Annotated in this window: 25 protein-coding genes; 15 read left to right on the forward strand and 10 right to left on the reverse strand. The window is 64.3% G+C overall.

The genetic code is table 11. The features are described from left to right. Window positions 1–24: 24 nt before the first annotated feature. The 7 genes from CD928_RS04975 to CD928_RS05005 all read left to right on the forward strand — a co-directional run bounded on the left by CD928_RS04975 (window position 25) and on the right by CD928_RS05005 (window position 7,897). On the forward strand, window positions 25–651 hold the full coding sequence (locus CD928_RS04975; RefSeq protein WP_095385887.1) for a conjugal transfer protein TraW: 627 nt from the start codon (window positions 25–27) through the stop codon (window positions 649–651). Window positions 652–1,210: 559 nt separating this feature from the next. After that, window positions 1,211–2,188 carry a TraU family protein gene (locus tag CD928_RS04980; protein ID WP_095385761.1) on the forward strand — a complete coding sequence of 326 codons (978 nt, stop codon included), beginning with the start codon at window positions 1,211–1,213 and terminating at the stop codon, window positions 2,186–2,188. 327 nt (window positions 2,189–2,515) lie between these two features. Beyond that, entirely contained in the window at window positions 2,516–4,462 is a 1,947-nt protein-coding gene (locus CD928_RS04985) for a hypothetical protein (protein ID WP_369679299.1), read from the forward strand. Continuing rightward, a complete protein-coding gene (gene traN / locus CD928_RS04990) occupies window positions 4,459–5,568 on the forward strand; it encodes a conjugal transfer protein TraN (RefSeq protein WP_095385893.1) in 1,110 nt (369 codons plus the stop codon). The genes CD928_RS04985 and traN overlap by 4 nt, the downstream gene beginning before the upstream one ends. Before the next feature lie 133 nt (window positions 5,569–5,701). Next, window positions 5,702–6,433: a type-F conjugative transfer system pilin assembly protein TrbC gene (locus CD928_RS04995; protein WP_255247051.1), complete on the forward strand. Its 732-nt coding sequence runs from the start codon at window positions 5,702–5,704 to the stop codon at window positions 6,431–6,433. After that, on the forward strand, window positions 6,405–7,004 hold the full coding sequence (locus CD928_RS05000) for a S26 family signal peptidase (RefSeq protein WP_095385766.1): 600 nt from the start codon (window positions 6,405–6,407) through the stop codon (window positions 7,002–7,004). Before CD928_RS04995 ends, CD928_RS05000 begins: the two co-directional genes overlap by 29 nt. Next, on the forward strand, window positions 7,001–7,897 hold the full coding sequence (locus CD928_RS05005) for a conjugal transfer protein TraF (protein WP_255247040.1): 897 nt from the start codon (window positions 7,001–7,003) through the stop codon (window positions 7,895–7,897). The genes CD928_RS05000 and CD928_RS05005 overlap by 4 nt, the downstream gene beginning before the upstream one ends. Window positions 7,898–7,932: 35 nt before the next feature. Here the strand turns inward: CD928_RS05005 and CD928_RS05010 are convergent, their stop codons facing one another. Then, on the reverse strand, window positions 7,933–8,343 hold the full coding sequence (locus CD928_RS05010; RefSeq protein WP_095385899.1) for a type II toxin-antitoxin system VapC family toxin: 411 nt from the start codon (window positions 8,341–8,343) through the stop codon (window positions 7,933–7,935). Then, window positions 8,340–8,591 (reverse strand): AbrB/MazE/SpoVT family DNA-binding domain-containing protein, encoded by a 252-nt coding sequence (locus tag CD928_RS05015; protein WP_095385769.1) that lies wholly within the window; start codon window positions 8,589–8,591, stop codon window positions 8,340–8,342. Before CD928_RS05015 ends, CD928_RS05010 begins: the two co-directional genes overlap by 4 nt. Before the next feature lie 109 nt (window positions 8,592–8,700). On the opposite strand from CD928_RS05015, the gene CD928_RS05020 reads away from it, so the two are divergent. Genes CD928_RS05020 through CD928_RS05030 form a run of 3 tightly spaced genes read left to right on the forward strand, consistent with a single transcriptional unit; the run spans window position 8,701 to window position 14,458 of the window. Next, window positions 8,701–9,243: a hypothetical protein gene (locus CD928_RS05020; protein WP_255247041.1), complete on the forward strand. Its 543-nt coding sequence runs from the start codon at window positions 8,701–8,703 to the stop codon at window positions 9,241–9,243. Between the two features lie 53 nt (window positions 9,244–9,296). After that, window positions 9,297–10,718 carry a conjugal transfer protein TraH gene (locus tag CD928_RS05025; protein ID WP_095385772.1) on the forward strand — a complete coding sequence of 474 codons (1,422 nt, stop codon included), beginning with the start codon at window positions 9,297–9,299 and terminating at the stop codon, window positions 10,716–10,718. A 5-nt stretch (window positions 10,719–10,723) separates the two neighbouring features. Continuing rightward, the gene (locus CD928_RS05030) at window positions 10,724–14,458 is read left to right on the forward strand and encodes a conjugal transfer protein TraG N-terminal domain-containing protein (RefSeq protein ID WP_095385775.1); all 3,735 of its coding nucleotides are present in this window, start codon (window positions 10,724–10,726) and stop codon (window positions 14,456–14,458) included. Here CD928_RS05030 and CD928_RS05035 read toward each other — a convergent pair. Next, window positions 14,455–14,979: a hypothetical protein gene (locus CD928_RS05035; protein ID WP_255247042.1), complete on the reverse strand. Its 525-nt coding sequence runs from the start codon at window positions 14,977–14,979 to the stop codon at window positions 14,455–14,457. The genes CD928_RS05030 and CD928_RS05035 overlap by 4 nt on opposite strands. Window positions 14,980–15,132: 153 nt before the next feature. Next, the gene (locus tag CD928_RS05040; RefSeq protein ID WP_052208293.1) at window positions 15,133–15,522 is read right to left on the reverse strand and encodes a MarR family winged helix-turn-helix transcriptional regulator; all 390 of its coding nucleotides are present in this window, start codon (window positions 15,520–15,522) and stop codon (window positions 15,133–15,135) included. A gap of 223 nt (window positions 15,523–15,745) precedes the next feature. On the opposite strand from CD928_RS05040, the gene CD928_RS05045 reads away from it, so the two are divergent. Beyond that, window positions 15,746–15,985 carry a ribbon-helix-helix domain-containing protein gene (locus CD928_RS05045; protein WP_176473457.1) on the forward strand — a complete coding sequence of 80 codons (240 nt, stop codon included), beginning with the start codon at window positions 15,746–15,748 and terminating at the stop codon, window positions 15,983–15,985. 3 nt (window positions 15,986–15,988) lie between these two features. Then, a complete protein-coding gene (locus CD928_RS05050) occupies window positions 15,989–16,417 on the forward strand; it encodes a putative toxin-antitoxin system toxin component, PIN family (protein ID WP_095385783.1) in 429 nt (142 codons plus the stop codon). Window positions 16,418–16,425: 8 nt separating this feature from the next. Here CD928_RS05050 and CD928_RS05055 read toward each other — a convergent pair whose 3' ends face one another. Beyond that, complete coding sequence (locus CD928_RS05055) at window positions 16,426–16,671, reverse strand: hypothetical protein (RefSeq protein ID WP_141237089.1); 246 nt, start codon at window positions 16,669–16,671, stop codon at window positions 16,426–16,428. A gap of 212 nt (window positions 16,672–16,883) precedes the next feature. Between CD928_RS05055 and CD928_RS05060 the strand changes: the two genes are divergently transcribed. Further along, window positions 16,884–17,255 (forward strand): PRC-barrel domain-containing protein, encoded by a 372-nt coding sequence (locus tag CD928_RS05060; protein ID WP_095385786.1) that lies wholly within the window; start codon window positions 16,884–16,886, stop codon window positions 17,253–17,255. Here CD928_RS05060 and CD928_RS22935 read toward each other — a convergent pair. From CD928_RS22935 to CD928_RS05080, 5 genes are all read right to left on the reverse strand, one after another. Then, window positions 17,239–17,571, reverse strand: a complete 333-nt coding sequence (locus CD928_RS22935; protein ID WP_054724989.1) for a hypothetical protein — start codon at window positions 17,569–17,571, stop codon at window positions 17,239–17,241. The genes CD928_RS05060 and CD928_RS22935 overlap by 17 nt on opposite strands. Window positions 17,572–17,654: 83 nt before the next feature. Further along, window positions 17,655–17,918, reverse strand: a complete 264-nt coding sequence (locus CD928_RS05065) for a DksA/TraR family C4-type zinc finger protein (protein ID WP_095385904.1) — start codon at window positions 17,916–17,918, stop codon at window positions 17,655–17,657. 17 nt (window positions 17,919–17,935) lie between these two features. Next, entirely contained in the window at window positions 17,936–18,529 is a 594-nt protein-coding gene (locus tag CD928_RS05070) for an alpha-ketoglutarate-dependent dioxygenase AlkB (RefSeq protein ID WP_095385907.1), read from the reverse strand. A gap of 5 nt (window positions 18,530–18,534) precedes the next feature. Further along, window positions 18,535–18,954 (reverse strand): nuclease, encoded by a 420-nt coding sequence (locus CD928_RS05075; RefSeq protein WP_217983720.1) that lies wholly within the window; start codon window positions 18,952–18,954, stop codon window positions 18,535–18,537. Window positions 18,955–18,965: 11 nt separating this feature from the next. Next, the gene (locus CD928_RS05080) at window positions 18,966–19,391 is read right to left on the reverse strand and encodes an SOS response-associated peptidase family protein (protein ID WP_095385913.1); all 426 of its coding nucleotides are present in this window, start codon (window positions 19,389–19,391) and stop codon (window positions 18,966–18,968) included. A gap of 144 nt (window positions 19,392–19,535) precedes the next feature. Between CD928_RS05080 and CD928_RS05085 the strand changes: the two genes are divergently transcribed. Further along, window positions 19,536–20,162: an SOS response-associated peptidase family protein gene (locus CD928_RS05085; RefSeq protein ID WP_095385788.1), complete on the forward strand. Its 627-nt coding sequence runs from the start codon at window positions 19,536–19,538 to the stop codon at window positions 20,160–20,162. Then, window positions 20,159–20,617 (forward strand): DUF1810 domain-containing protein, encoded by a 459-nt coding sequence (locus tag CD928_RS05090; RefSeq protein WP_095385791.1) that lies wholly within the window; start codon window positions 20,159–20,161, stop codon window positions 20,615–20,617. The genes CD928_RS05085 and CD928_RS05090 overlap by 4 nt, the downstream gene beginning before the upstream one ends.

Genomic DNA, 20,617 nt, shown 5'->3' on the forward strand with positions numbered 1-20,617 from the left:
GCCTGGCAGTTTGGCACCTCGATGATGCTCGTGCTCGGTGCATTCGTCGTCGCGGCGACGGCATTTGGCCAGACAGCGGCGATCGGACGCACTTGGGCGATCGCCGAGCCGGATGCCCTATCCGAAATCGAGGCGCGCGTCACGCAGCAGCCGAAAAGCGTCGCGGATCGTTTCGGACCGCGCGAGAAGTGGAGCGCGATGCAGTCCGCCGCGCTCGGCGTCGCACGCGCGAACAGGAAGCGCACTGTCGTGCCGTTTCACACGCTCGATTTCGAAATCCGGCTGCCGAACGGCAAGTTGCTCTACCCTAAGGGCTACACCTTCAACCCGCTGAGCTATGTGTCGATGCCGCAGCGCCTGGTCGTGGTTCATCCGCGCGATCTCGACTGGGCGATCGGCCAAGCGCGGGCGAGCGACTGGATACTGCTTGCCGGCGGCCATGCCGAGACGGTCGACCCGATAGCGATCGGAGAGAGGATCTCCCGTCCGCTCTTCGTTCTCGAAGAACGCGTCAGGGATCGGCTCAATCTCAGCGTTGCGCCGGTGATAGTTGCACAGGTCGGACAAAGGCTGGAGGTCACCGAGTTCGCGCTAGAGCGAATGGACGCGGCCACGATGAACACACCCGCGCACGCGACTAATTTGCGATAGCTCTGCCGAGCTGATCTTTTGGCGTCTTCATACAATCGCGAATCCAAAGACTCGCGTAATCGGACGCCGCGACCCAGAGGAGCTCCTACTCGGAAACGAGGACAGAGATCTTCATCTTGACGCCCGCTCAGCACTGGCTGGGCGGGCGTCTTCTTTTAACTCGAAGATATTCGAGAGGTTTTTCGCTCGGTCGATTTCCTATCGCTTCGATATCCGTCGGGACGTCAGCCGGGCGCCGGACAAGATGCGTTCGCGGCTTTGAACCCGTCTCCTGCTTCTCCATGGTAGCTTATCTGCAAACCGGCAGCGCCATGCCTCTCGTGTGCAACTCACTGCCCATCCGGTTGCGCCGAACGTACCGGACAGGCCACCTTCCCTTGAGGACGGAAGAATCGAAGTTCTCACCAATCCAGTTTTTCAGCGCCCTATCCGGCGAAACGGAGAAGCCATGCCTGCTCGCCGAAGCCCGCGCGTGTCGATGCCCACGCCGCAATGCGAGCACTCTGACCGCCCGACCGGGTCAACCGCGCGTCGATCCCTCTTCGGCACGGCGACCATCATGCTGAGCGCGACGCTCGCGTTCATCCCGGCTCCCGCGCATGCTTCCAAATGCCCGACCGACACAGTGTTCAACCCGATCACCAAGGTGCGCTGGAACTGCATCTTCCCGATCACCATCGGCGGCGTCCGCGTCGGCAGCTATGACAAGCTGGACAAGGCGCTCGACGCGCAATCTGCATCGAAGCCGCTGTGCGCCTGCCGCAAGGGCGCGACCTTCTGGTTCGGTGTCAAGGTCAGCTTCTGGACCCCGAACCGCATGATCGACGTCGTGACCGAGCCCGGCTGCATGATGGCGCTCGGTGCGGACATCATGTCGACCGGCGGCAAGCTCCAGGGCAGCCAGTCGTCGATCGCAGACGGGACGAACACCACCAAGCTCTTCGCGCAGCTGCACTATTATGTCGCGCCGGTCTGGAAGATGCTCGACATGTTCACCGACCTGCCATGTCTCGAGGATGACGGCTTCGACGTGGCGCTGATGACCGAGGTCATGCCGACCTGGCAGTCGGGAACGCTCGGCGCGATCATCCAGCCCGAGGGCATCCTCTTCGGCAATCCCGCGGCCGGTCTCGCCTGCATGTCGGACAGCGCCGCGGCCGCCGCAGGCAAGGTCATCGACCCCCTCTTCTGGTGCATGGGAAGCTGGGGCAGCACCTATCCCGTGGCCGGCGACATCCACATGGGCGACCGCGTCGAAGCCTGGGCGGGGCTCGCCGCCCGCGGCACTTTCATGATGGGCCGGCTCGGCGCGCTCACCATCCACTCGGCGGACGGCTGCTCGTTCAAGCCGCAGCCGATCTGGACCAAGAGCCGGTACAAGCTCCAGCTCATGGAGCCGGTGAAGGGCGGCAAGTGCGTCAACATAGGCCGTCCCGGCGCGCTCTGGACAAGCGCCAAGCACGCGCCCGGCAAGGACAACGCCCAGTTCATGCTCTTCGAGAAAGCGATTTGCTGTGCCGGCATCTCCACGCCCTGATCCGGCACTCCCCGATCGTCTCGTGCGCAGCCCGGAATCGGCCCGGTCTGCCCGCCACAGCCCCGGTGGCTGCCGGCAGCCGCATGAGACGGGAGCGGCGCCCTGCCCCCTCTCGGGCGCCGCTCCACCTTCAGCCGATGCGGCCGAACCGCCCGCGCTGGAAGAAAGCCAAGCCCTGACCCCGCTGCGTCCCCGGGCGAAGGCCGTGCTCACTGTCTTCGAGGGCCAGGCCGTCTATCGGCACCTCCCGCCCGGTTGCGAAGTGTGCCGGGCGGGAGACCTGTTCCGGCTCCCGCATGGCTCGCGGACCATGGACGGTGGTCGCTCGTGAAGCGCCGGCATCCTTTCGTCCTGCTGCCGATGGCGGCATTGGTTCCCGCCATCGCGCTGGCACAATCGGTCGAGGACCGCGCGCGCACTGCGGCCGAGGCTTCGCGCGCCAAGTCCTCGACCAGCGAGGCGATCCAGGGGAATTATCTCACCCCCGGCCTCAGCGGACAGCCGATCGCAACCGTCGATCACAGCCAGAGCTTTACGCCGAGCCTCGCCTGCCAGAAATCTTCCAGCCTCCTCGAAATCCTGATCCAGCCCGGCGGCACCGGCGACATCACCACTGTCCGCATCGCCCGCGACACCGATCTCGACAGCAGCTTCGACCGCGTGTCCATCCTGCCCGTTCCGGTCTCGGGCATCTGCGCCAACGGCGTCATCTCCTGCCAGCCCGGCAGCTGGAACGCGTGCAACTATCATCGCTGGAATGTCGATGCCTCGGGTGGCCTGGGGCTCGCCGTGGTCGAGATGAGCGAGCTTGCCGGCTGTTACTGCGTCAACAACAGCTGCGGCGCGAACCTCGTGATGGCCAACCTGCCTTCGGTCCTCAAGGACCTTGGCGGCGGCGCGATCGGGGCGCTCACCAGCCACGATCCCCGCATCGGCGTCGCCGAGGCGCGCATCAACGGCCCGCTGATTCAGTATGTCGGCGCGCAATCGACCGCCTGCACCGCCTCGCCGAACCTTCCGCAAACGGCGTATCGCGGCAATCCGACCACGATCCTCGGCGATGCCGCAGCGGCCGCGGCGGGAAGCTCGCTCTTCCAGAGCCTGAAAGGATCGCCTGCCGGGATCGGCAAGGCCGAGCAAGTTCGCGCCTGCACGATCGAACGCGAGGTCACGCTTCAGCCTCTCGCCTATGAGGATATCGTCTCGGCGACGGGCATCATCTATTCGGTCCGCGACTGCGGCGAAGGCTGCCGGCGCTTCCGCATCATCGGCGACGGCAATTGCAGCAGCTCCCCGCCGATCTTCACCGCGCGCTTCGAAGTGAGTGATCCCGCGAAGCTCCTGTCCGCGCGGATCGTCGAGATGGGCGCCGACGACTGGGTTCAGGGCCGCGTCAACGGCCGCATCGTCGGCTCCGCGGGGCCGCGCCCCTGGCTGACGACAGGCTTACCCTCGGGCGACTGCCGCACGGACGGCGGCGCGGCGCGCAACTATACGCCTTATGATTTCACGGAGGAGCTACGGGCGACGCCAACAACCGTGTCCGCGCGAGTGCGGGGCGGTGGCGGCGGCGGTCCGCTCACGACCCAGTGGGGGCTGGTCGATGTCGAGATTCACGTTTCGGAAGCCTGCGAGCCGAGCGACCGGCTGGTCGACCGCTGCGCAGGCATTGGCGCGGATCCGAAGTGCCGCCTCGACAGCGAGAGCGTCGATGGCGTCCAGACGTTCCTGAACGGCGTTGGCACCGGGCTTCGTCCGCTCCCTAGATCGCGGCAATTCGGCACCGGCAGTTGCACGGCCACCCTCACCCGTGACTTTTTCCTGCGTCAGCGGTCCTACAGATGCGCGATCGACACCGGCGCGATCCCCGAACCCGATCTGTCGCGCGGCGCCTATATCATCGACCATTCGACCGAGACGCTGCTCGCAGACCGGGTCCGGACGGGCGATGGCGGCAGCACCGCGTCGACGCGCGCCTTCGCGCTTCCCGATCGCGGCTCGGTTCCGGCTTGCGAGGCGGTCTGCAAAACGCGCGCGCCGAAGGCCAATACCGACGCCGCTCCCGCAGGCGTCGTCGGCGCGCAGCAGACCAGCCCGACCGGCTTCGACACCTTCTATCACGCCTGTTCGCTCGACAATGTCTGTCCTGCCGGCCCCGGAGAGACGATCGTCACGCCTTGTGGCTGCCTCGACACGTTTCCTGAGGCGGTGGTCATGATGCAGACGGTGCGGCTTGCCGGCGCCGATCTCGCTTGCACGGCGACAACACGATGATTGGCCGCTTTCTCTTCTGGCCGTCGCGGCTCGCGCTGATCCTGTTCGGCGTCATCGCCTTCGCGCTCGCCGTCCATGCGTCGTCGGCGCGGGCGCAGCAGATTTGCGCGGTCGACCTCAATGGCAATGGCGATGCCGACGACGCGGGGGAGACCGCGAGCTGCGTCGGGATGCAAGGCGGCAGCTGGCAATGCCCAATCGAGCGCGCCTGGTGCGCGCCCGAGCCCGGCGGAGCCTGGTCCTGTCCGCTCGGTTCGCAATATGTTTGCGAGACACCGGCAAGTGGCGGCGTGCCGAGTTGCTCGCCGAACGCCTGCATCGATACCGCAGCAAACCCGATCGAGGACGAGCCCGTCGTCGACGATCCGGGCGCGCCCGCCGACGGCGCAGTCGATGCCGATGGCAATTGCCTCGGCAATATCGAGATCTTCGGCGGCCGCGCGCTGCGCTGCCGGCCCGCGGGGCTCAAGACCAGCTTCTCGAACTGTTGCAAGGACAAGGACAAGATCGTCAAGGACGGCATGGGTTCGTCGATCGCGTCGACGCAGACCAAGATCGCGATCGCCAAGGGCGTGTTCACCGGCGCAAGGGCCGCATATGCTGCCTTCCAAGCGGGCGCGACCGCGAGCCAGGCGGCGAGCGCGGGCGCCAATGCAATCATCGTCGGCATCGATCCGACGTCGATCGCGATCAGCCTCGCGGTCAACGTCATGATCGAGTTCCTGCTCTCGTCCTGCGACCAGCAGGACATGGAGACGGGCATGCTGCGCGGCTCGGGAATGTGCGTCGAGGTCGGCTCCTATTGCTCGTCGAAAATTCTCGGCGTCTGCGTCCAGAAATCGCGGAGCCATTGCTGCTTCAATACCAAGCTCGGCCGCATCATCCAGGAACAGGGCCGCCCGCAACTGAAGTCGTTCGCTGATGGCTGGGGACCCGTGAAGACGCCGAACTGCCGCGGGTTCACGCCGGAGGAATTCCAGGCGCTCGATTTCAGCCGGATGGACCTTTCCGAATATTATTCCGAGATCGAGGCCCGCGCGCAGGCCGACATCCAGTCAGACATGAAGGATCGCATCGATGCCTATATGCAGGCTATCGGCCGCTAGGCGCCGCGCCGTGCTCGCGCTAGCGCTCGCCGGCGCGGCGGGCATCGCCGGACTTGCCGCGGCGCAGATATCGCCGGGCACCGACGACAAGCCGTCGGCGCGCGAGAAAGTCGAACGCGAGAGCGACGCGGCGATGGACCGGCTGAAGGGCACGGTGTCGCGCCGCAAGGCCGAGCAGCAAAACGGCCCATCCGACCTGCCCCAGCCGAGCGAGGCCGAGCGCCGACGCGCCTTCGAGGCGATGCGCGGCCGCGCCAAGTCGTCGGCGATGGAAGCCCGCGCGCGCGATGCGCTCGATACCGGCAGGGACCGCTTCGCGGCCGAGCGCGAGGCGATGGCGAAGCGGCTCGGCCAGGCGCTCGGTCTCGAAGCGCCCGAGATCAAGGCGGTCGCCGATGCGGGACCGGCACCCGTGGCCAAAGGCTGGGTGCCGGTGCTGTTCGTCTCCTCGTCGATGCCGACCTCGACGCTGCGCACCTATGCGGCACAGCTCGAAAAGGCGCGCGGTGTCCTCGCGTTCCGTGGGATGCCCGGCGGGATGACCAAGGTCGCGCCGATGGCGAAGCTCACCGCCGAGATCCTTCGCTTCGATCCCGGCTGCGAGGGGCCAGCGTGCGTAATGCGCGACGTGCAGGTGATCGTCGACCCCCTCGTCTTCCGCCAGCACGGCGCCACCCGCGTTCCCGCGCTCGCCATGATCCCCGGCGATCCGGCGCTCCCCTATTGCGAACGCGAGGAAGAAAGCCCGCGCGCGGCGCACGTTGCCTATGGCGATGCAGCCCTTTCCGGTTTGCTCGAAGAAATTGCCCGCCTCGGCGGAAAGGAGGAGGTGCGCGATGCTCAGTCTCGCCTGGAAGGCCGGTAAGCATCTGGCGATCGGTTTGAAGAGACTGCCGCGGCGCGCGGCCGTCGCGCTCGGCGGTCCTGGACTCGGCGAACCCTCACGCCCCGACCGGCTCTGGAAGGCAACGGCGATTATCGTGCCGCTTGCACTGCTGACCTGGTGGGCGATCCCGCAAGCCATTCTCGTGATGTCGCCGTCGATCGACGCCTGGGCAGTGCGCGCGGCGCCGGGGTCGATCGCGAAGGGCGACCTCGTCCTGTTCATGCTCTCGCATCCACTCGCCGGCCCGGAGCCCGTCAAGGTGACCAAGCGCGCACTCTGCATGCCCGGCGAACGCATATCGCTGATCGAGAAGCCCTCGGCGATGGCGCCCGACGCCATGGACGGTTATTATTATTGCGAAGGCGTCCTGCTCGGCGTCACCAAGCCCTATGGCCGGGGTGGCCAGCGGCTCGACTATTGGCGGCCCGATCACGGGCTGATTCCGCAGGGCACGGTCTATGTCGGATCGCCGCATCCGAGCGGGTTCGACAGCCGCTATTACGGCCCGGTGCCGATCGCACGCCTAACCCGCATGGAGAGGCTGCTGTGATCCGTCCTTCCCTCCTCGCGGCGCTCGCCACGGCCATCACCGTCCCCGCCGCCGCGCAGCCGACCACAACCGCCCGCACCGCGTCCCCGGAGTCCAAACAGGGCTATTGGTGGTATCAGGCGCCGCCGCCTGCCGAAGATACGGCCGCCGAGCCTGATGCGCTGGTAAAACCGGCGATCCCGCCGATGGCGGAACTGGCAACCTGGACGCCGCCGAAGATCCGTAAGCTGATCGAGCAGCAACGCGATTATGCCGCGACCGTGCTCACTGTCGACGCGGTCGCGGACTTCTGGCGGCTGCAGGACTTCGCGCGGCGCAAGGCGCGGGCGTTCGCGGGCGTGACCCAGATCGTCTTGCTTCAGAACCCAGAACTCAACGCCAAGTCCGCAAACCCGATGGTCGGCGACGCGCGCGCGGCGATGGGCGCCGAGAAAGAGGCGGTTCGCCGCCAGTATCTGCGCGCCCACGCCGGGCAGTTCGCGCTCGTCATGTTCTCGCGCGCGTCGTGCGGCTATTGCCGCGTGCAATGGCCGATCCTCGAACGCTTTCGAGAGGAGACCGGCTGGCAGGTCACGCAGATGGACCTCGAACGCCGCCCGGAGCTCGGCCAACGCTTCGGCGTCGAAATCACGCCGACGACAATGGTAATCCGCCGCGACAGCTCCGCAAGGATGGTGATCGCGTCGGGCGTCGAATCCTACCCCAACCTCGCGCAGACCACGTACCAGGCGGTGCGGCTGCTGCTCGGCGATATCCGGCCCGAGCAGTTTCTGACCGGCGCCGGCGAGGAGGATGGCTTCTTCGATGCGCTTGGCAACGGACCGGTCTCGGCAACCGACCCGCGCGTGCTCGGCGGCGACCTAGTGGGTGCCAGCCTGGAGCCGCGGCGATGACGGGGCCTATTGCAGAGCAGCGCCGCGCAAGTGGGTCAAGCTTTCGATCGATCGGGGTCGAGCGCAGGTTGCCCGTGCTTTGTCAGCAGGCCAACAGCGCCTCGATCGAAGCTCACGAAGGTCTCGCCTCCAAGCCATTGGCCGTCATGGGCGATGACTCCGTCGGCGAAATCTCCGCCTTCCTCCAGAAATGCCAGCCCGGCTTCGACAGCTTGGGCGTCCACCTTCACATTGCTCGCCGAAATCAGCTTGCGGATTGCCGCAGCGATGTCCTCTCGACTGGCCTTGTACGCGCTGAGAAATACCCAGCAGAATTCGCAAAGCGCCGGCAACGTCACCGCGACCAGCTCGGCCTCGTCGAGTTGGGCTTTGGCGATTGGGCTCTGAATCTTGTCGTCGTCCGCGATCGCACGGACAAGGATATTGGTGTCGGCGATAATCTTCACCGTTCGCCCGCCCATCCCTTTTTGATAACCTCGTTCATATCCTCGATCGAGACGGGCGGTTGGCCCTCTCGCTTGAGCATGCCGAAAACATCCGAGATCTTCCCGGTTTGGGTCACAGGCCGGATAGCGATTCGACCGTCGGGCAATTTATCCAGACTGATCTTGTCACCAGGGTGGACGCCGAGATGCCTCAGCAATTCCTTCCGCAGCGTAATCTGTCCCTTCGTCGTGATCGTAACGGCGTTCATTCGGACTATCCTTTCATATGCACAATGTAATGCAAAACGTCATTACACACAAGGAGCGCTCAGCCGGATCTGCCTGCACGGCCTCTCGAGCGTAACCACCATAACCCTCTTGTTCGGCGCAACGGCCAACGCGCAGGTTGTCAGCCGCGAAGACGCCGCGCGCGCCGCGATCCATGCGGTCGGCACGACTGCGGCAATGAACGAATGGCTGTCGCGTGTTCCGGTGACGCACGCCTTCCCGCCGGACTTCGCCGAGGAGCTGCGTGGGCGCGGTTCGGCCTTCGTCGTCGAAATGAGCACCGCGCCAGGCTGCCTTCCCTGCGCCGATCTCTGGGGAAAGCTCGCAAGCCTCGGAAGGCAATATGGGTGGCAGGTGCGGGCCATCCCGGCGCAGGAAGCGATGCTTCGGTCGGGCCGGCTCGGTCTGCCCTGGATCGGGCACCCGGTCGCTTGGGTGCGGCCGGTGAACGATACGAACCGGATCATTCCGATTGCCGTCGGCACCGATCATGCGCCGAACGTCGCGCGCAACCTCTATCTCGCCGCGAAGATGCTGACGGGCGTTCGCCCCGCGGTCGGCGTCCGCGCACTCTCCAAGTTCACAGGGATCGTCGGCGCGTCGCCGCGCCCCTCACCCCGTCCGAAGCGCTGACCATGGCGGACCGGCGCTTCTCCTCTCTCCCCCGCAAACCAAGGACGTTATCCATGTCGACCGCCCGATTTCGCGCGACCGTCGGCGCGTTGAGCCTGTTCGCCGCCAGCGCCGCAGTGCCTGCCCATGCCCAAAGCTGGGCCGAGCACTGGTTCGATAATGTGACCTATACCTCCCCTGGCAGCTTCGAGGACCAGGCGCGCGGCTATGTGACCGCGGGAGGCTTCTCGGGCCGCGTCGATGTCCACAATGACTATCTGATGAGCGTGACGCTGCCGAAGGTCCGCGCGGGCTGCGGCGGCATCGACATGTTCCTGGGCGGGATGAGCTTTCTGGACCCGGATTACCTCGTCCAGAAGCTCGAGAGCATATTGCAGGCCGCGCCGGCGGTCGCGTTCCAATATCTCCTCGAAACCCTCGACGAGAAGATGGGCAACATCATCTCGAAGATGGAAGCCGCGACCAACTTCCTGAACTCGATCCAGGTCAACGATTGCCGTCTCGCGAACCGCATGGTCCAGATCGCCAAGGGCGACGACAATATGTCGGGGATCATCGAGGAGATGACCGGCTACCGCTCGATCAAGCAGGGTTATGCGAAAAGCTATCAGCAGAGCCGCGAGAAGATCGAGGCGAACAACAATAACCCGACCGAGGACCTGAAGGAAGCGCTCGCCAACTGCCCGCGCGAGGTCACCGACATTTTCCGCACCGGTTCGCTACTCGCGCACGCCGCCGCGCGCGTCGGCGCCGGCGAATGGACCAATGTGATGCGCGCACGGGTCGGCGACATTTATATGCGCTGGGATGCGACCGACAAGGTTCCGCTCTTCTCGGCTATCCCCGCCTGCCCGCGTCAGGACACCGAGGACGTCGAGGATTTCCTGACCGGGCGCGTCCAGGCACGGTCGCTCAACCTGCCGCCGACCGGCGCCGATTGCTCGACCGACGGGCCGGGCCGCGGCGCGCTCGTCCTCGCGCGCGAGCGGATGCAGGCGATCGCGACCAAGATCCGCACGCGCGCCGCGCTGACCTCCGAAGAGCGTCAGTTCGTCGCCAATGTGAAGACACTCCCCATTTATCGCATGCTCGAATGGGGCGTGCGCGAGGGCGTCGAGGATTCGGTGATCGGCGATACCGATGAGCTCGTCGCGCTGACCCTCGCCTATCAGATGCTGAACGACCTCACCCGCAGCATCGATTTCGCACTGTCGAATGCCGAGCGCGGGACCTCGGCCGCTGGCGCCGCCGACGCAGGCAATACCAATATCTGCCAGACACGCATTCTCACCAAGGGGATCGAGCAGCTGCGCGATCTGCGTGAAGAAGTGTTGCGCCAGCGCGCACAGATGCGCCAATCCTATATGGCGTCGCTGAACCAGGCGAACCTCTCGGCCAATTATGCCGGGCTCGTCCGCCAGCGCGACCGCGACGCGCGCGACGCCGCGGGTGCTGCCGCCAACCGGAACCGCTGACCATCATGCGCGCCGGTTCTCCTTCCGCGCTCGTCGCTGCCTTGATCGCGCTGCTTCCCGCGCCTGCACTGGCGCTCGAGACGAGCTTTCACACCTATGACGGGTTCAACGAGACGGTCGATGCGTTCCGGCTCGTCTCGATGATCTTCGCCGATCCGCGCTACGAGACGCTGGTGCTGATCGTCGCGGTCGCGGGGATCGCGCTCGGCGCACTGATCGCGAGCGTACGCGGCAATGGCATGGTGATCGTCGCTTTCGGATTCCAGACGCTCGTCGGCGTCGGGCTGTTCATCGGCATGGTCGCAACCACCGGCACCGTCCATGTTTATGACCGGGTGCGCAACGCCTATCAGCCTGTCGGCGACGTCCCGAACCTGATCGTGCTGGTCGCGGGCGTCACCAACATGATGGAGCGCGCGATCGCCGAGACGATCGACGACAATACGATCGACCCCAATGCCAAGCTCGAATTCGGCGCGGGCGGCCACAGCTTCGATCTGTTCCTGAACGCTGTCTCTCCGCGCGGTCCGATGACCGACAGCTTCCTCGATGCGACGATCAAGGATTATGTGCGGCAATGCTATCCGGTCGCGCGCGTCTCGCCCGCCTATGGCATCGACGACGATCAGCTCTTCCGCACCAGCAACGATCTTCCAGCGGCTTTCGCGGCGATGGCGGGCCCTGCGACCTTCAGCACCGTTTTCACCGCCACCGACAAGGGCGGCACGACGGTGAGCTGCACCGAGGCCTGGACGCACATTTCTGATCGGCTTTCCGATCCCGCGCTGTTCGACGATTACAGCCGCCAGGTTTGCGAGCGCACCGGCTATGACGTCTCGAATGCGGCGCAGCTTCAGCGCTGCCGCTCGAACCTCGGCGCGCTCGGCGACAAGATGCTGGCGACGCCGCTGACGCTCCAGCAACTGATGACGAACATCAATCTCGGCAATGCTGTCGGCGACGTGCTGTTCGAAGACAGCCCCGCGACCGCCGCGCGCGTCATGGCCAACCGCGCCGTCGTCTCGAGCGGCCTCGCGACCATGTCGACGGCGAACGAATGGATGCCGACGATCCGCGCCACCGTCTTCGGCATCATGCTGTTCATGATGCCGATCGCGCTGCTCTTCATCCTGACCCCGATCAACCTGCGCGTCGCGAGCTTCGCGCTCGGCCTCTTCGTCTTCGTCGCGATGTGGGGCGTTATCGATGCGGGCATCTACCAGCTCACGCTCGGCCGCGCGATGGACGTGCTGGCCGAGATGCGCTCGAACCATGTCGCCGCCAATGCCTGGATGCTCGCGCCGGGCTCGGCGATGAAAGCGCTCGCGATCTTCGGGAGCTTTCGCACGGCGGCCGCCGGGCTCGCCGGCGCCTTCGTGTTCACGGTGTTCCGCTTCTCGGGCAACGTGTTCACCTCCTTCACCAGCGGCGCGCTCGGCGTGCAGGGCCAGGGCACCGCGGCCGCGACGCCGATCATGACGCACGAAGGCCGCGCTCAGGCGCTCGAGGCGCAGGCCTCGGCGACCGGCACGACGGCGCGCCGCAGCGCGGCATCGAGCTTCGGGGATTTTGGGGAGCGGTCCGCCATGGGCGCCAATCGTGCTTTCGGCGCGGCCGGCGGATATCTCGCCGACCGGACGCCGGGCATCGCGGGAACGACGGGTTTTGCGCTCGGAGCGACCGATGCCGCGCGCGAAATTGGCGGCCTCGCTCCTGCTCTTGTCGGCCGCGACTTAAGCCATCCCGCGACGGCCGCGGCCGTGCGCGCCAATGCGACGACGTCAGCGATCCACAATTTCGCCGAGAAGGACGCGCTGCGGAACTTGGGGACGAACTATTTCGGGCCGGGTCAGGCGGGCGAGCGGGCTTTCGCCGGCTTCGCGCAGAACATGGTCCAGTGGAAAGCCTTCGGCGACACGCGCGCCTATGACATGATGATGCAGGGTGCGCAGCGGCATTTCGAGCGCAATGGCTATGATCAGAAGGATGCCGCGCTGAAAGCGTCGACCGTGATCGCGCAGGCCTCGGCCGACCCGACATTCGCCAAGCTGATTGCCAATACCTACGACCAGGAAGCGATGCTGCGGAACGACCTTACGGCAGCGCAGGTCAATGTCGGCGCTATGGAAGGCCGCCGCGACTATGCCGGCGACAATGTCGCCGGGATCGAACGGCGCAATGTCGCAACCGAGCAGGCGTGGCGCACCGGGAATAACGGGGGCCAGCGCAACGCCGCGTCGATGCTCGGCCTGTCCGTCGACGAAACCGCGCGCCGCATCGGCTTCATCAACACCCTCTCGGGCGAGGCCCGCTCGTCGGCGATCACCTCGCTCTCCCGCGCGACGGGCCGCAACGAGGCGCAGGTCATGCGCGCGCTGGAAACCTACAATGCCTCGGTCCAGCTGGGGACCGCCGACGGCGCGGCCGCCGAAGCGGCACGCGAAGGCACGAGCGTCTATGGCCGCACGCGGGCGGCGGCGGGCTTTGACTTTGCCGAACGTTCGGGCAAGCTCGACGCCCAGCGCGAGGTTGGCCATGACGGCGTGCGCGGCGCGGCGCGGATCGGCGAGCAGCGACGGCAGAGCGAAAATTTCGGGTTTGCGGAAGGTGCGGCCGCCGCCGGCGTCTCCACGCGCGAGGCGGCGCGGCTTGACGCCTTCATCCAGGCACTCAGCCGCACGGCGGGCAATCAGGTCGACATGGCCGAGGGCGGTGCCGCCGGGATCGCCGATCGCGCACGCAACGAGCGGCTGACACGCATTGTCGACAACGAGCGGCTGACGCGCATGCAGGGACTGTTACGCAGCGAAGGCATCGACATGACCAAGCGCGAGCTCGCCATGGCGCAGAACGGCGACCTCAATCTCAACGTGTCACCCGATGTCGCGCGACAGCTCCGCGCCGCCGGCCTCATCAACGACAGCCAATATGGCGCGATCGCCGAGGGGGGCCGCGCGCGCTTCAGTTTCGCGGACAATGATCTGCTCGTATCGAGCAGCACCGGGTTCACGCAGTCCGCGCGCAGCGATACCAGCACCAAATATGAAGCCGGCAAGCAGGCCGGCCCCGACACTGTCGAGCATATGCTGAGCAGCGGCCCCGAGGGCCAGGCAATGATGGCCAACTGGCTTCGCGGCGGGTTCGAGATGGACCGCAACGGCGAGTGGCGGCTCAATCCGCAGGTCGCAGATACGCTTCAACGCGACGTGTCCGCGATCATGGCGCAAACCGGATGGCAGCGATCGTTATCGCGGCAAGCTGTGGATCAGATCACGATGGGAACGACCGTCGGCGGCGAGATCGGAGCCAGCTCTCAAAGTACCGATTATGCGTCGCGGGGCGCTCGCGGCAAAGGAGACTCGAGCGCTGGCAAGCAGACGTCCGGAGCTGTTAGCGGAAGGCTTGGATATTCGAGCAACGATGTAGGCATCAGCACCGAGAACGCTCAGGCCGCGCTCGATATTGTGAACTACGATGTCCGAGGAGCAATTGCGACAGCCGAACGCGCCGCCGCCCATTCGGCAACCCCAGAGACTACCTTCACTCGTGAATTAAACCGTCAGGTGCTTGGGCCGGAAGGGCTTCGAGATCGCTATCTCGAGCAAGCCGATTCCGCGCGTGGAACTACAGACATCACCGCACCACTTACCTCGTACGAACAGTCATCCATCCTGCGCAAAGGCCGGTTCTCAAACGATCTTGCCAATGGTCCATTCGACGGAGATAACAGCAAGCGCTAGAGATACTTGCCGCTGTTTATTCCATTTGGGTTCCCGACGTAGAGGACGCCCGATCGTGGGTCATAGATATCGAAAGCAGGATCCGGTTGCCCAGATCTCCGTCCCGACCAATCGTCTTCGAACATCCTCATCTGTTCGAGTTCGTCGATTTCCTCGTCCGAGAGAGGGTCGCCAGACAGCGGCCTGTTCAGCCAAGCTCGGATGAATCCCAAACCAAGCACCAGCAGCGTTGTCAGCGGGAAGAAGAGCATGTTGAGATAGCCCGCCAGAGCGCTGGTATAAAACTCCGCCAGAGCCGGGAGTTTCAGCGAGGCCGCCGCGCCTACCCAGTAGACCGGAATCGCTGCCCACCAAAGCTTCGCGTACCACGGCTTCCAGAGCCAATCGCGCGCGACGGGCTCCCGAACGGTATCGGCTGTTGATACGTTGGAAGGTTGGCTCGCCTGCATGGGTTTTCTCGGTCGGCAGCCTATCAGACTATGCCGATTGAAGGAATCGAAAGAGTTTCCGGAAATGGACATTTTGCTTTCCCTGATCCGATATTCTCCAATTTCCTTTTGTAGTTACATCAACTTCGCCTTCCCTCTTTCTCCCTTGAACCTTGAAGCCAGATTCCTCGTCTCTCGTTTAGGCATGACAGATTTCGTTCTGGACGATCGAGGAAGCGGCAGCCATCAGGCATTCGCCCGGGACTTCGCATAGTCGTCCAGAATGCACCTGAGGATGGCTCGACCGCGAGCGGTCAGGGCGATGTTCGTTCGACGCCCGTCGTGAGGATCGCGCTCGCGAACCACAAATTTGCAGGATTCCATTTCAATGGTCTGCCGCGTCGCAGTCGGAATCGAAACGCCACTCGCATATCCCAGGCTCGAAACCGGCAGCCTCTTATCGACCGTATCCGCGACATAGAGTTCCAGTAGCATGATCCAGCCCGCATGGCTCCAGTCTTGCTTCTTGAGGTACCGCGCAATGATCTGCCGTTCGACAAGCAGCTCACGGCATAGGCGAAGCCGTCGAGCTTCGACATCGAACGGTGGATCATCTTGTTCGATCCGCGTCGCCATGCGTCCGTTTGCGCCTCGCGTCAGTTTGACGTGGAGAGCCGGAACATCCGGCGCCGAGGTGGATGCTGCGATCTATTGTGTTCCGTGCAGAGGCTCGAAAATCGGGGTAAGCTAAATCGAGCCCCCCTGTGGCAAGTCGATCCAGCGCATATGTCGCAATTGAAGATTGGCGTAAAAGATGATAAGCGCTTATCCGCTTAAACGTCCATGAGGAGTTTAGATTATGGGAGATGCGACGCGTTGGACCATCAATGTCGCGACCGAAACCGACATTGATGTCCGCACATATCTAGCTCAGCGCGGAATGAAAAAGGGCGATCTATCGCGCTTCATTGAAGAGTCCGTGAAATGGCGCCTGCTCGATCTTACGCTCGCCGAGGCCCGTGCCGGTTTCGATGACGTCTCGCCGGAAGAGATGAGCGAGTTGATCGATGAAGCGATTGCGGATGCGCGTCGGAACTGATCAATGCGCGTTGTCATCGACACCAATGTGCTTGTCAGCGCACTCCTGCACGGGCGGTCGCTTCCCTTTCAGCTGATTGCCGTGTGGCGCCAAGGGAAGATCACCTTAATCACCTCTGCGGATCAGCTAGAGGAAATTCGGCGCGTTACACGCTATCCCAAACTGCGAGCCCGCTTGAATCCAGCCGTTGCCGGCAGACTCGTCAATGAACTCAAGGGCAGCGCCATTGTCATAGAGAATCTGCCCGACGTGTCCGTCAGCCCGAATCCCTGGGACAACTATCTTCTGGCGACGATCGAGGCCGGGATGGCCGAACTTTTGATCACCGGCGATAAGGCCGACTTGTTGAGTCTCGGGCGCCATGGCGGGGCGCGGATTATCACCGTTCGGGAATGCCTGAAGCTGATCACAGGAACCGAGCCTGATATCTAGCGCCTCATCTAATACCAGAACCGGCGCCCCTTCAGCCGAGACGGCTCAATATCATTGGCCAACCTCTCAGAGCGGCGAAGCGCCGCCTTGAATCCATCGCCGGCGCAGCCCGTGACCAAGCCGAGTTCGCTAGCGCTCGCGTCGTCGACTCGGCGTCCTAGGAAACCCCGCGCGAGCAGCAGCGCGGGGCGATTGCGAACCGCCAGGCCGAACGCGACCGCAGCTGGCGCATGTTTGAAGCCGATCAGGCTCATGAAAAAGAGCGGCCGAAAGGCAAGGTCAGTGCGGCGCGTTAAATACGATCGCGCCATGCGCGGGTGGTGCGCGGACTGAGCTGGCGTTCGGCTCGTCACACGAGTCCGACGTCTCAGCGAATATTGCCGGATGCTCGATTGAAGCAGGGAAAGATTGCGGGATGCGAAGCGTAGCGTGAGGAGAGAGGGGAGACGCAGAAAGGAAACATGTCATGGCTGACACGGACATCGCCACGGACGAAACCAGCCGCCTGATCGCCTCGAACAAGGTGGAAGGCACCGCCGTCTACAACCGCGACCGCGAGAAGCTCGGATCGATCTACAATTTCATGGTCACGAAGCGCGAAGGTCGCGTCGAATATGCGGTCCTCCAGTTCGGCGGTCTATTCGGTCTTGGCAGCGATTATTATCCGCTGCCCTGGGACGTCCTGACTTACGACACCGAACAGGGCGGCTATGTCGTTGATCTCGACAAGAAGGTTCTCGAACAGGCGCCGCGTTATGGCGCCGATAGCGAGCCGACCTTTGATCGCGACTATGGCCGCGAGGTCTACGGCTACTATGGGATCAATTATCCGTTCTAGTTTCCGGCGCCGGATTCGGACGCGAGGCAGCCGCATCGGGGTGCTGTCTCGTCGGCCCGGACTGTCCCTGCGCGGCGGCACGGGCGGCAATCCGCCGACCGTCTGCCGCCGGCGATGCTATGCTGCCGACGTAGCGGATTTCATGGAGATCCGTCAGGCAAACGGCTACCTTCGTCCAGAACGCGGCGCCCGAGTGATCACCCGAGCGGCGCAAATCGTCGATCATTGTCGTGATAACCTCGGGTCCGCGATCGCCATATTGAGATTCGATGGCGAGCGCTTGGCCCCAAAGGTCGTTGTCGGCCTTGGCACCCATGATTGCGACTCCGATTTTCTTTGGATCGATCCTACCATGAATGAGCAAGCCGGCAAAACAGACCGCCGCGCGCAAAAGCCGCTTCAGCGCAACTGGCTGTCCTTGCTGCCGCGGCGATTGAAGCCCGCTGGCCGGATCGACGCATCGCGTTTGTCCTGACAGGAAACGCAGGTCCGGCTCGATGGCATCGCCTTGCGGCGCGCGGCGGGAATTTCCATGCCGCAGTCCTCGCAGAAGCGCGTCCCTTCGCCCGACGCGATGCGTGAACGCGCGATCTTGACCGCATCGGCAACTGTATCCTCGATCTGTTCCTGCACAGCACCGTCATGTGCCCAGCCGTTCGCCATCATCGACCCTTTCAAGGTTATAACGCCGGGAACTGCCGAGAGACGTCGTGGCCCTCCCTGCAGGCGAGGCTTCGGAACGTCACCGACCAGCGCGTCTTGTCCATCTCGGCAATGCTGTGCTCCCAGTCGTGCCGGGCCTCGCCGGACAGGTGATAGATGGAACGCGGCATCAGAAGCGCGCTCGTCCGCTCGAACTTCTCCTTCGCGCGTCGGCGCAATCGAAGCGTCGCTGGCGCGCCGAGCGAGATGCCCACGACATGCTCAAAGATGGGCCGGTCCTTGTGCCAGCCGATCCCGGCGCCCGAATCGTAGCGGATGATGAGCGCCTGCACGAGGTCAGCCGCTTCGAGGCCAGCGAATTGCGCCGCGCGCTCTTTTACCGGCCCGAGCCATGTGGGGATCGGATCGGTCGGGGCAAACCGCCCGGTCTCGAAATCATAGTTCCAGCCGAACGAGCGGGTAAGCCGCTTGCCCGTCCATTGCTGGAATTTGAACGGACTGAGATTGGCATCGTCGATAAGCGCGATCAGCGCCGCTTCCTCGGCAGGCGACACGATCGCCTCGGACGAGGACAGGCCGGGTAGCGCGGTCGTGCCGAAGAGATCGACCATCGCGTTTACCGCTTCCATCCCCGCCCGCCTTCGGCCGCGCCTTGCGCACGCAACATTTGCCCGACGGCGCGACTACGCAACGTGCAGGTGCCGATCACGCGGTCATAACTTCGCTTGCCAGCGCGACAGTAGAGCATCTGTCCGAACACGAGGCGCTCAAGGCGGCGCTTGGCTTCCCGCCCGCCTCTTTCGTGAAGCTCCGGGGCATAATAGTCGCCTAGACGAACCTCTATCCAGCGGTCTGGCCGTCCTGCGGGACCGATGCACAGACTGTCGCCGTCGCCGACATAGCGCACGACTCCGCTGAAATCCGTGCCCTTCGCCGGCAGCGTGCCCTCGCAGGGATCGGCGAGCGCGGGCGACGCCCAGCAACCGAATGCGAGGACGGCAACAATCGAGCGCAGAATAGGAACTGGAAACGCCATCGACCGGATAATCAGAGGGCGAGCGCCGCCTGTCTCGGGCTCTCGATGATTTCCTCGACGATGAACGTCCGCGCCGGCGGCGTCTCGAGGAGGTCGATTTCGGGCACGGTGCGGTCGAGCCATTGCATCACCTGCCGGCGATGGATGATCGCGCCATGGCGCTCCTGATATGGCGCGACCTCGGGATTGGCGGCGACGGTGACGACACGATAGCTCAGCGGCCAATCGCGCATCGCCGGTTCCCAGATAGCTGCGAGGTAGAAGTGGTTGCCGCCATCGAGCGTGACGCGGTAGCGCTTGTCGCCGACACGTAGCTGAAATTCGGATGCCGGGATCAGGCAGCGGCCCGCAGGGAAGGCCCGGCCCTCCGAGCGCACGAAGCGGTACGACAGGCCATCGGCAAATTGCGGGTTCGAGCCCCAAGCGGCTTCGACCATCTCGATTTCGCTGGCATCGTCCGGGTTTCGCCGGATGATGGCGCGACGATCGCCGAACGGCGCGTCCGAATCGAAAGGTGTTGGCGAGTCCATAGGAGAGAACATAATAGGAACTTCTCCAAATCGCAAGGAAGGCAAAAACGGGTGTGCAACGACTACAGGCTGGAGGTCGACATTGCCTCGATCATCGAGGATTTCGACGATCTCAAGATCAAGATCAAAATGCCCGAGGGCACCCCGAACGTCGCCGCGCGCGAGGACATTAAGATCACCGACATGGCGCCGATCGTAAGGTCGGCCGAAGGCGAGCGCGGCGTAGGCGAGTTGGTCAACCGACGATGGAGCTGGCCCGGACCCGGCGGCAAACCGGTCTATAATTACCGCTCGGAAGGTCGTGCGTTCAGCTCGCATCGGGCGCTCGTGCTCTGCGATGGTTTCTACGAGTTTACCGCCCCGGAGGAACCGAAACAGAAGCGGCTCGACAAATGGCTGTTCACGATGAACGACCATCGCTGGTTCTGCATGGCGGGAATCTGGCGCGCGCATCCAGAAATCGGCGAGGCCTTCACGCTGCTGACGATGGACGCCGGCCCCGATGTCGCGCCCTATCATCACCGCCAGATCATCCCGCTGCCGTGCGATCGCTGGGCTGCGTGGCTCGATCCCGAGGTACCCGCTGAGGAGGTGTTGACCTGGCTCCCGGAAGGCAGCCTCCCGGCCACGCGCGTTTTTCCGCCACCGCCCGCGCAAGCATCGCTGGCCTTCTCGTGAGCGACGACGGATCACTCGACCGCTTCGTCGAGGCGCAGACGCTCGCCTATGCCATCGCGCTTGCTGAAATCCGCCGCGGCGCCAAGCGGACGCATTGGATGTGGTTCATCTTTCCGCAGATCGCGGGACTTGGCCGCAGTGCTACAGCGCGGCATTTTGCGATCCGGTCGATCGACGAAGCTCGAGCCTATCTCGATCATCCCGTGCTCGGCCCCCGCTATGACGAGTGCGTCGCCGCACTGCAGGATCTGACGATCAGCGATCCGGTCGCGGTGTTCGGCGAAGTCGATGCGTTGAAGCTGCGATCTTCGCTGACACTCTTCGAGTCGGCCCGGCCCGATTCGCTCGTCGCCGCCGCGATCGACCGCTGGTTTGGCGGCAAGCGCGACGAGATAACGCTGCGGATTCTGGGCGCCGACCAACCCGAAACGCATGGCGACGGTCAAGCCGCTTGA

The sequence above is a fragment of the Sphingopyxis sp. GW247-27LB genome, from assembly GCF_002277025.1.
Taxonomy (GTDB): Bacteria; Pseudomonadota; Alphaproteobacteria; order Sphingomonadales; family Sphingomonadaceae; genus Sphingopyxis.

Bases quoted from the DNA above. Each gene is read 5' to 3' on its own strand.
- CD928_RS04975 (WP_095385887.1), top strand. From the start codon at position 25: ATGCTCGTGCTCGGTGCATTCGTCGTCGCGGCGACGGCATTTGGCCAG.
- CD928_RS04980 (WP_095385761.1), top strand. From the start codon at position 1,211: ATGCTGAGCGCGACGCTCGCGTTCATCCCGGCTCCCGCGCATGCTTCC.
- traN (WP_095385893.1), top strand. From the start codon at position 4,459: ATGATTGGCCGCTTTCTCTTCTGGCCGTCGCGGCTCGCGCTGATCCTG.
- CD928_RS04995 (WP_255247051.1), top strand. From the start codon at position 5,702: ATGGACCGGCTGAAGGGCACGGTGTCGCGCCGCAAGGCCGAGCAGCAA.
- CD928_RS05000 (WP_095385766.1), top strand. From the start codon at position 6,405: ATGCTCAGTCTCGCCTGGAAGGCCGGTAAGCATCTGGCGATCGGTTTG.
- CD928_RS05015 (WP_095385769.1), bottom strand. From the start codon at position 8,591: ATGAACGCCGTTACGATCACGACGAAGGGACAGATTACGCTGCGGAAG.
- CD928_RS05025 (WP_095385772.1), top strand. From the start codon at position 9,297: ATGTCGACCGCCCGATTTCGCGCGACCGTCGGCGCGTTGAGCCTGTTC.
- CD928_RS05030 (WP_095385775.1), top strand. From the start codon at position 10,724: ATGCGCGCCGGTTCTCCTTCCGCGCTCGTCGCTGCCTTGATCGCGCTG.
- CD928_RS05035 (WP_255247042.1), bottom strand. From the start codon at position 14,979: ATGTCCATTTCCGGAAACTCTTTCGATTCCTTCAATCGGCATAGTCTG.
- CD928_RS05040 (WP_052208293.1), bottom strand. From the start codon at position 15,522: ATGGCGACGCGGATCGAACAAGATGATCCACCGTTCGATGTCGAAGCT.
- CD928_RS05045 (WP_176473457.1), top strand. From the start codon at position 15,746: ATGGGAGATGCGACGCGTTGGACCATCAATGTCGCGACCGAAACCGAC.
- CD928_RS05050 (WP_095385783.1), top strand. From the start codon at position 15,989: ATGCGCGTTGTCATCGACACCAATGTGCTTGTCAGCGCACTCCTGCAC.
- CD928_RS05055 (WP_141237089.1), bottom strand. From the start codon at position 16,671: ATGAGCCTGATCGGCTTCAAACATGCGCCAGCTGCGGTCGCGTTCGGC.
- CD928_RS05060 (WP_095385786.1), top strand. From the start codon at position 16,884: ATGGCTGACACGGACATCGCCACGGACGAAACCAGCCGCCTGATCGCC.
- CD928_RS22935 (WP_054724989.1), bottom strand. From the start codon at position 17,571: ATGGGTGCCAAGGCCGACAACGACCTTTGGGGCCAAGCGCTCGCCATC.
- CD928_RS05065 (WP_095385904.1), bottom strand. From the start codon at position 17,918: ATGGCGAACGGCTGGGCACATGACGGTGCTGTGCAGGAACAGATCGAG.
- CD928_RS05070 (WP_095385907.1), bottom strand. From the start codon at position 18,529: ATGGTCGATCTCTTCGGCACGACCGCGCTACCCGGCCTGTCCTCGTCC.
- CD928_RS05075 (WP_217983720.1), bottom strand. From the start codon at position 18,954: ATGGCGTTTCCAGTTCCTATTCTGCGCTCGATTGTTGCCGTCCTCGCA.
- CD928_RS05080 (WP_095385913.1), bottom strand. From the start codon at position 19,391: ATGGTCGAAGCCGCTTGGGGCTCGAACCCGCAATTTGCCGATGGCCTG.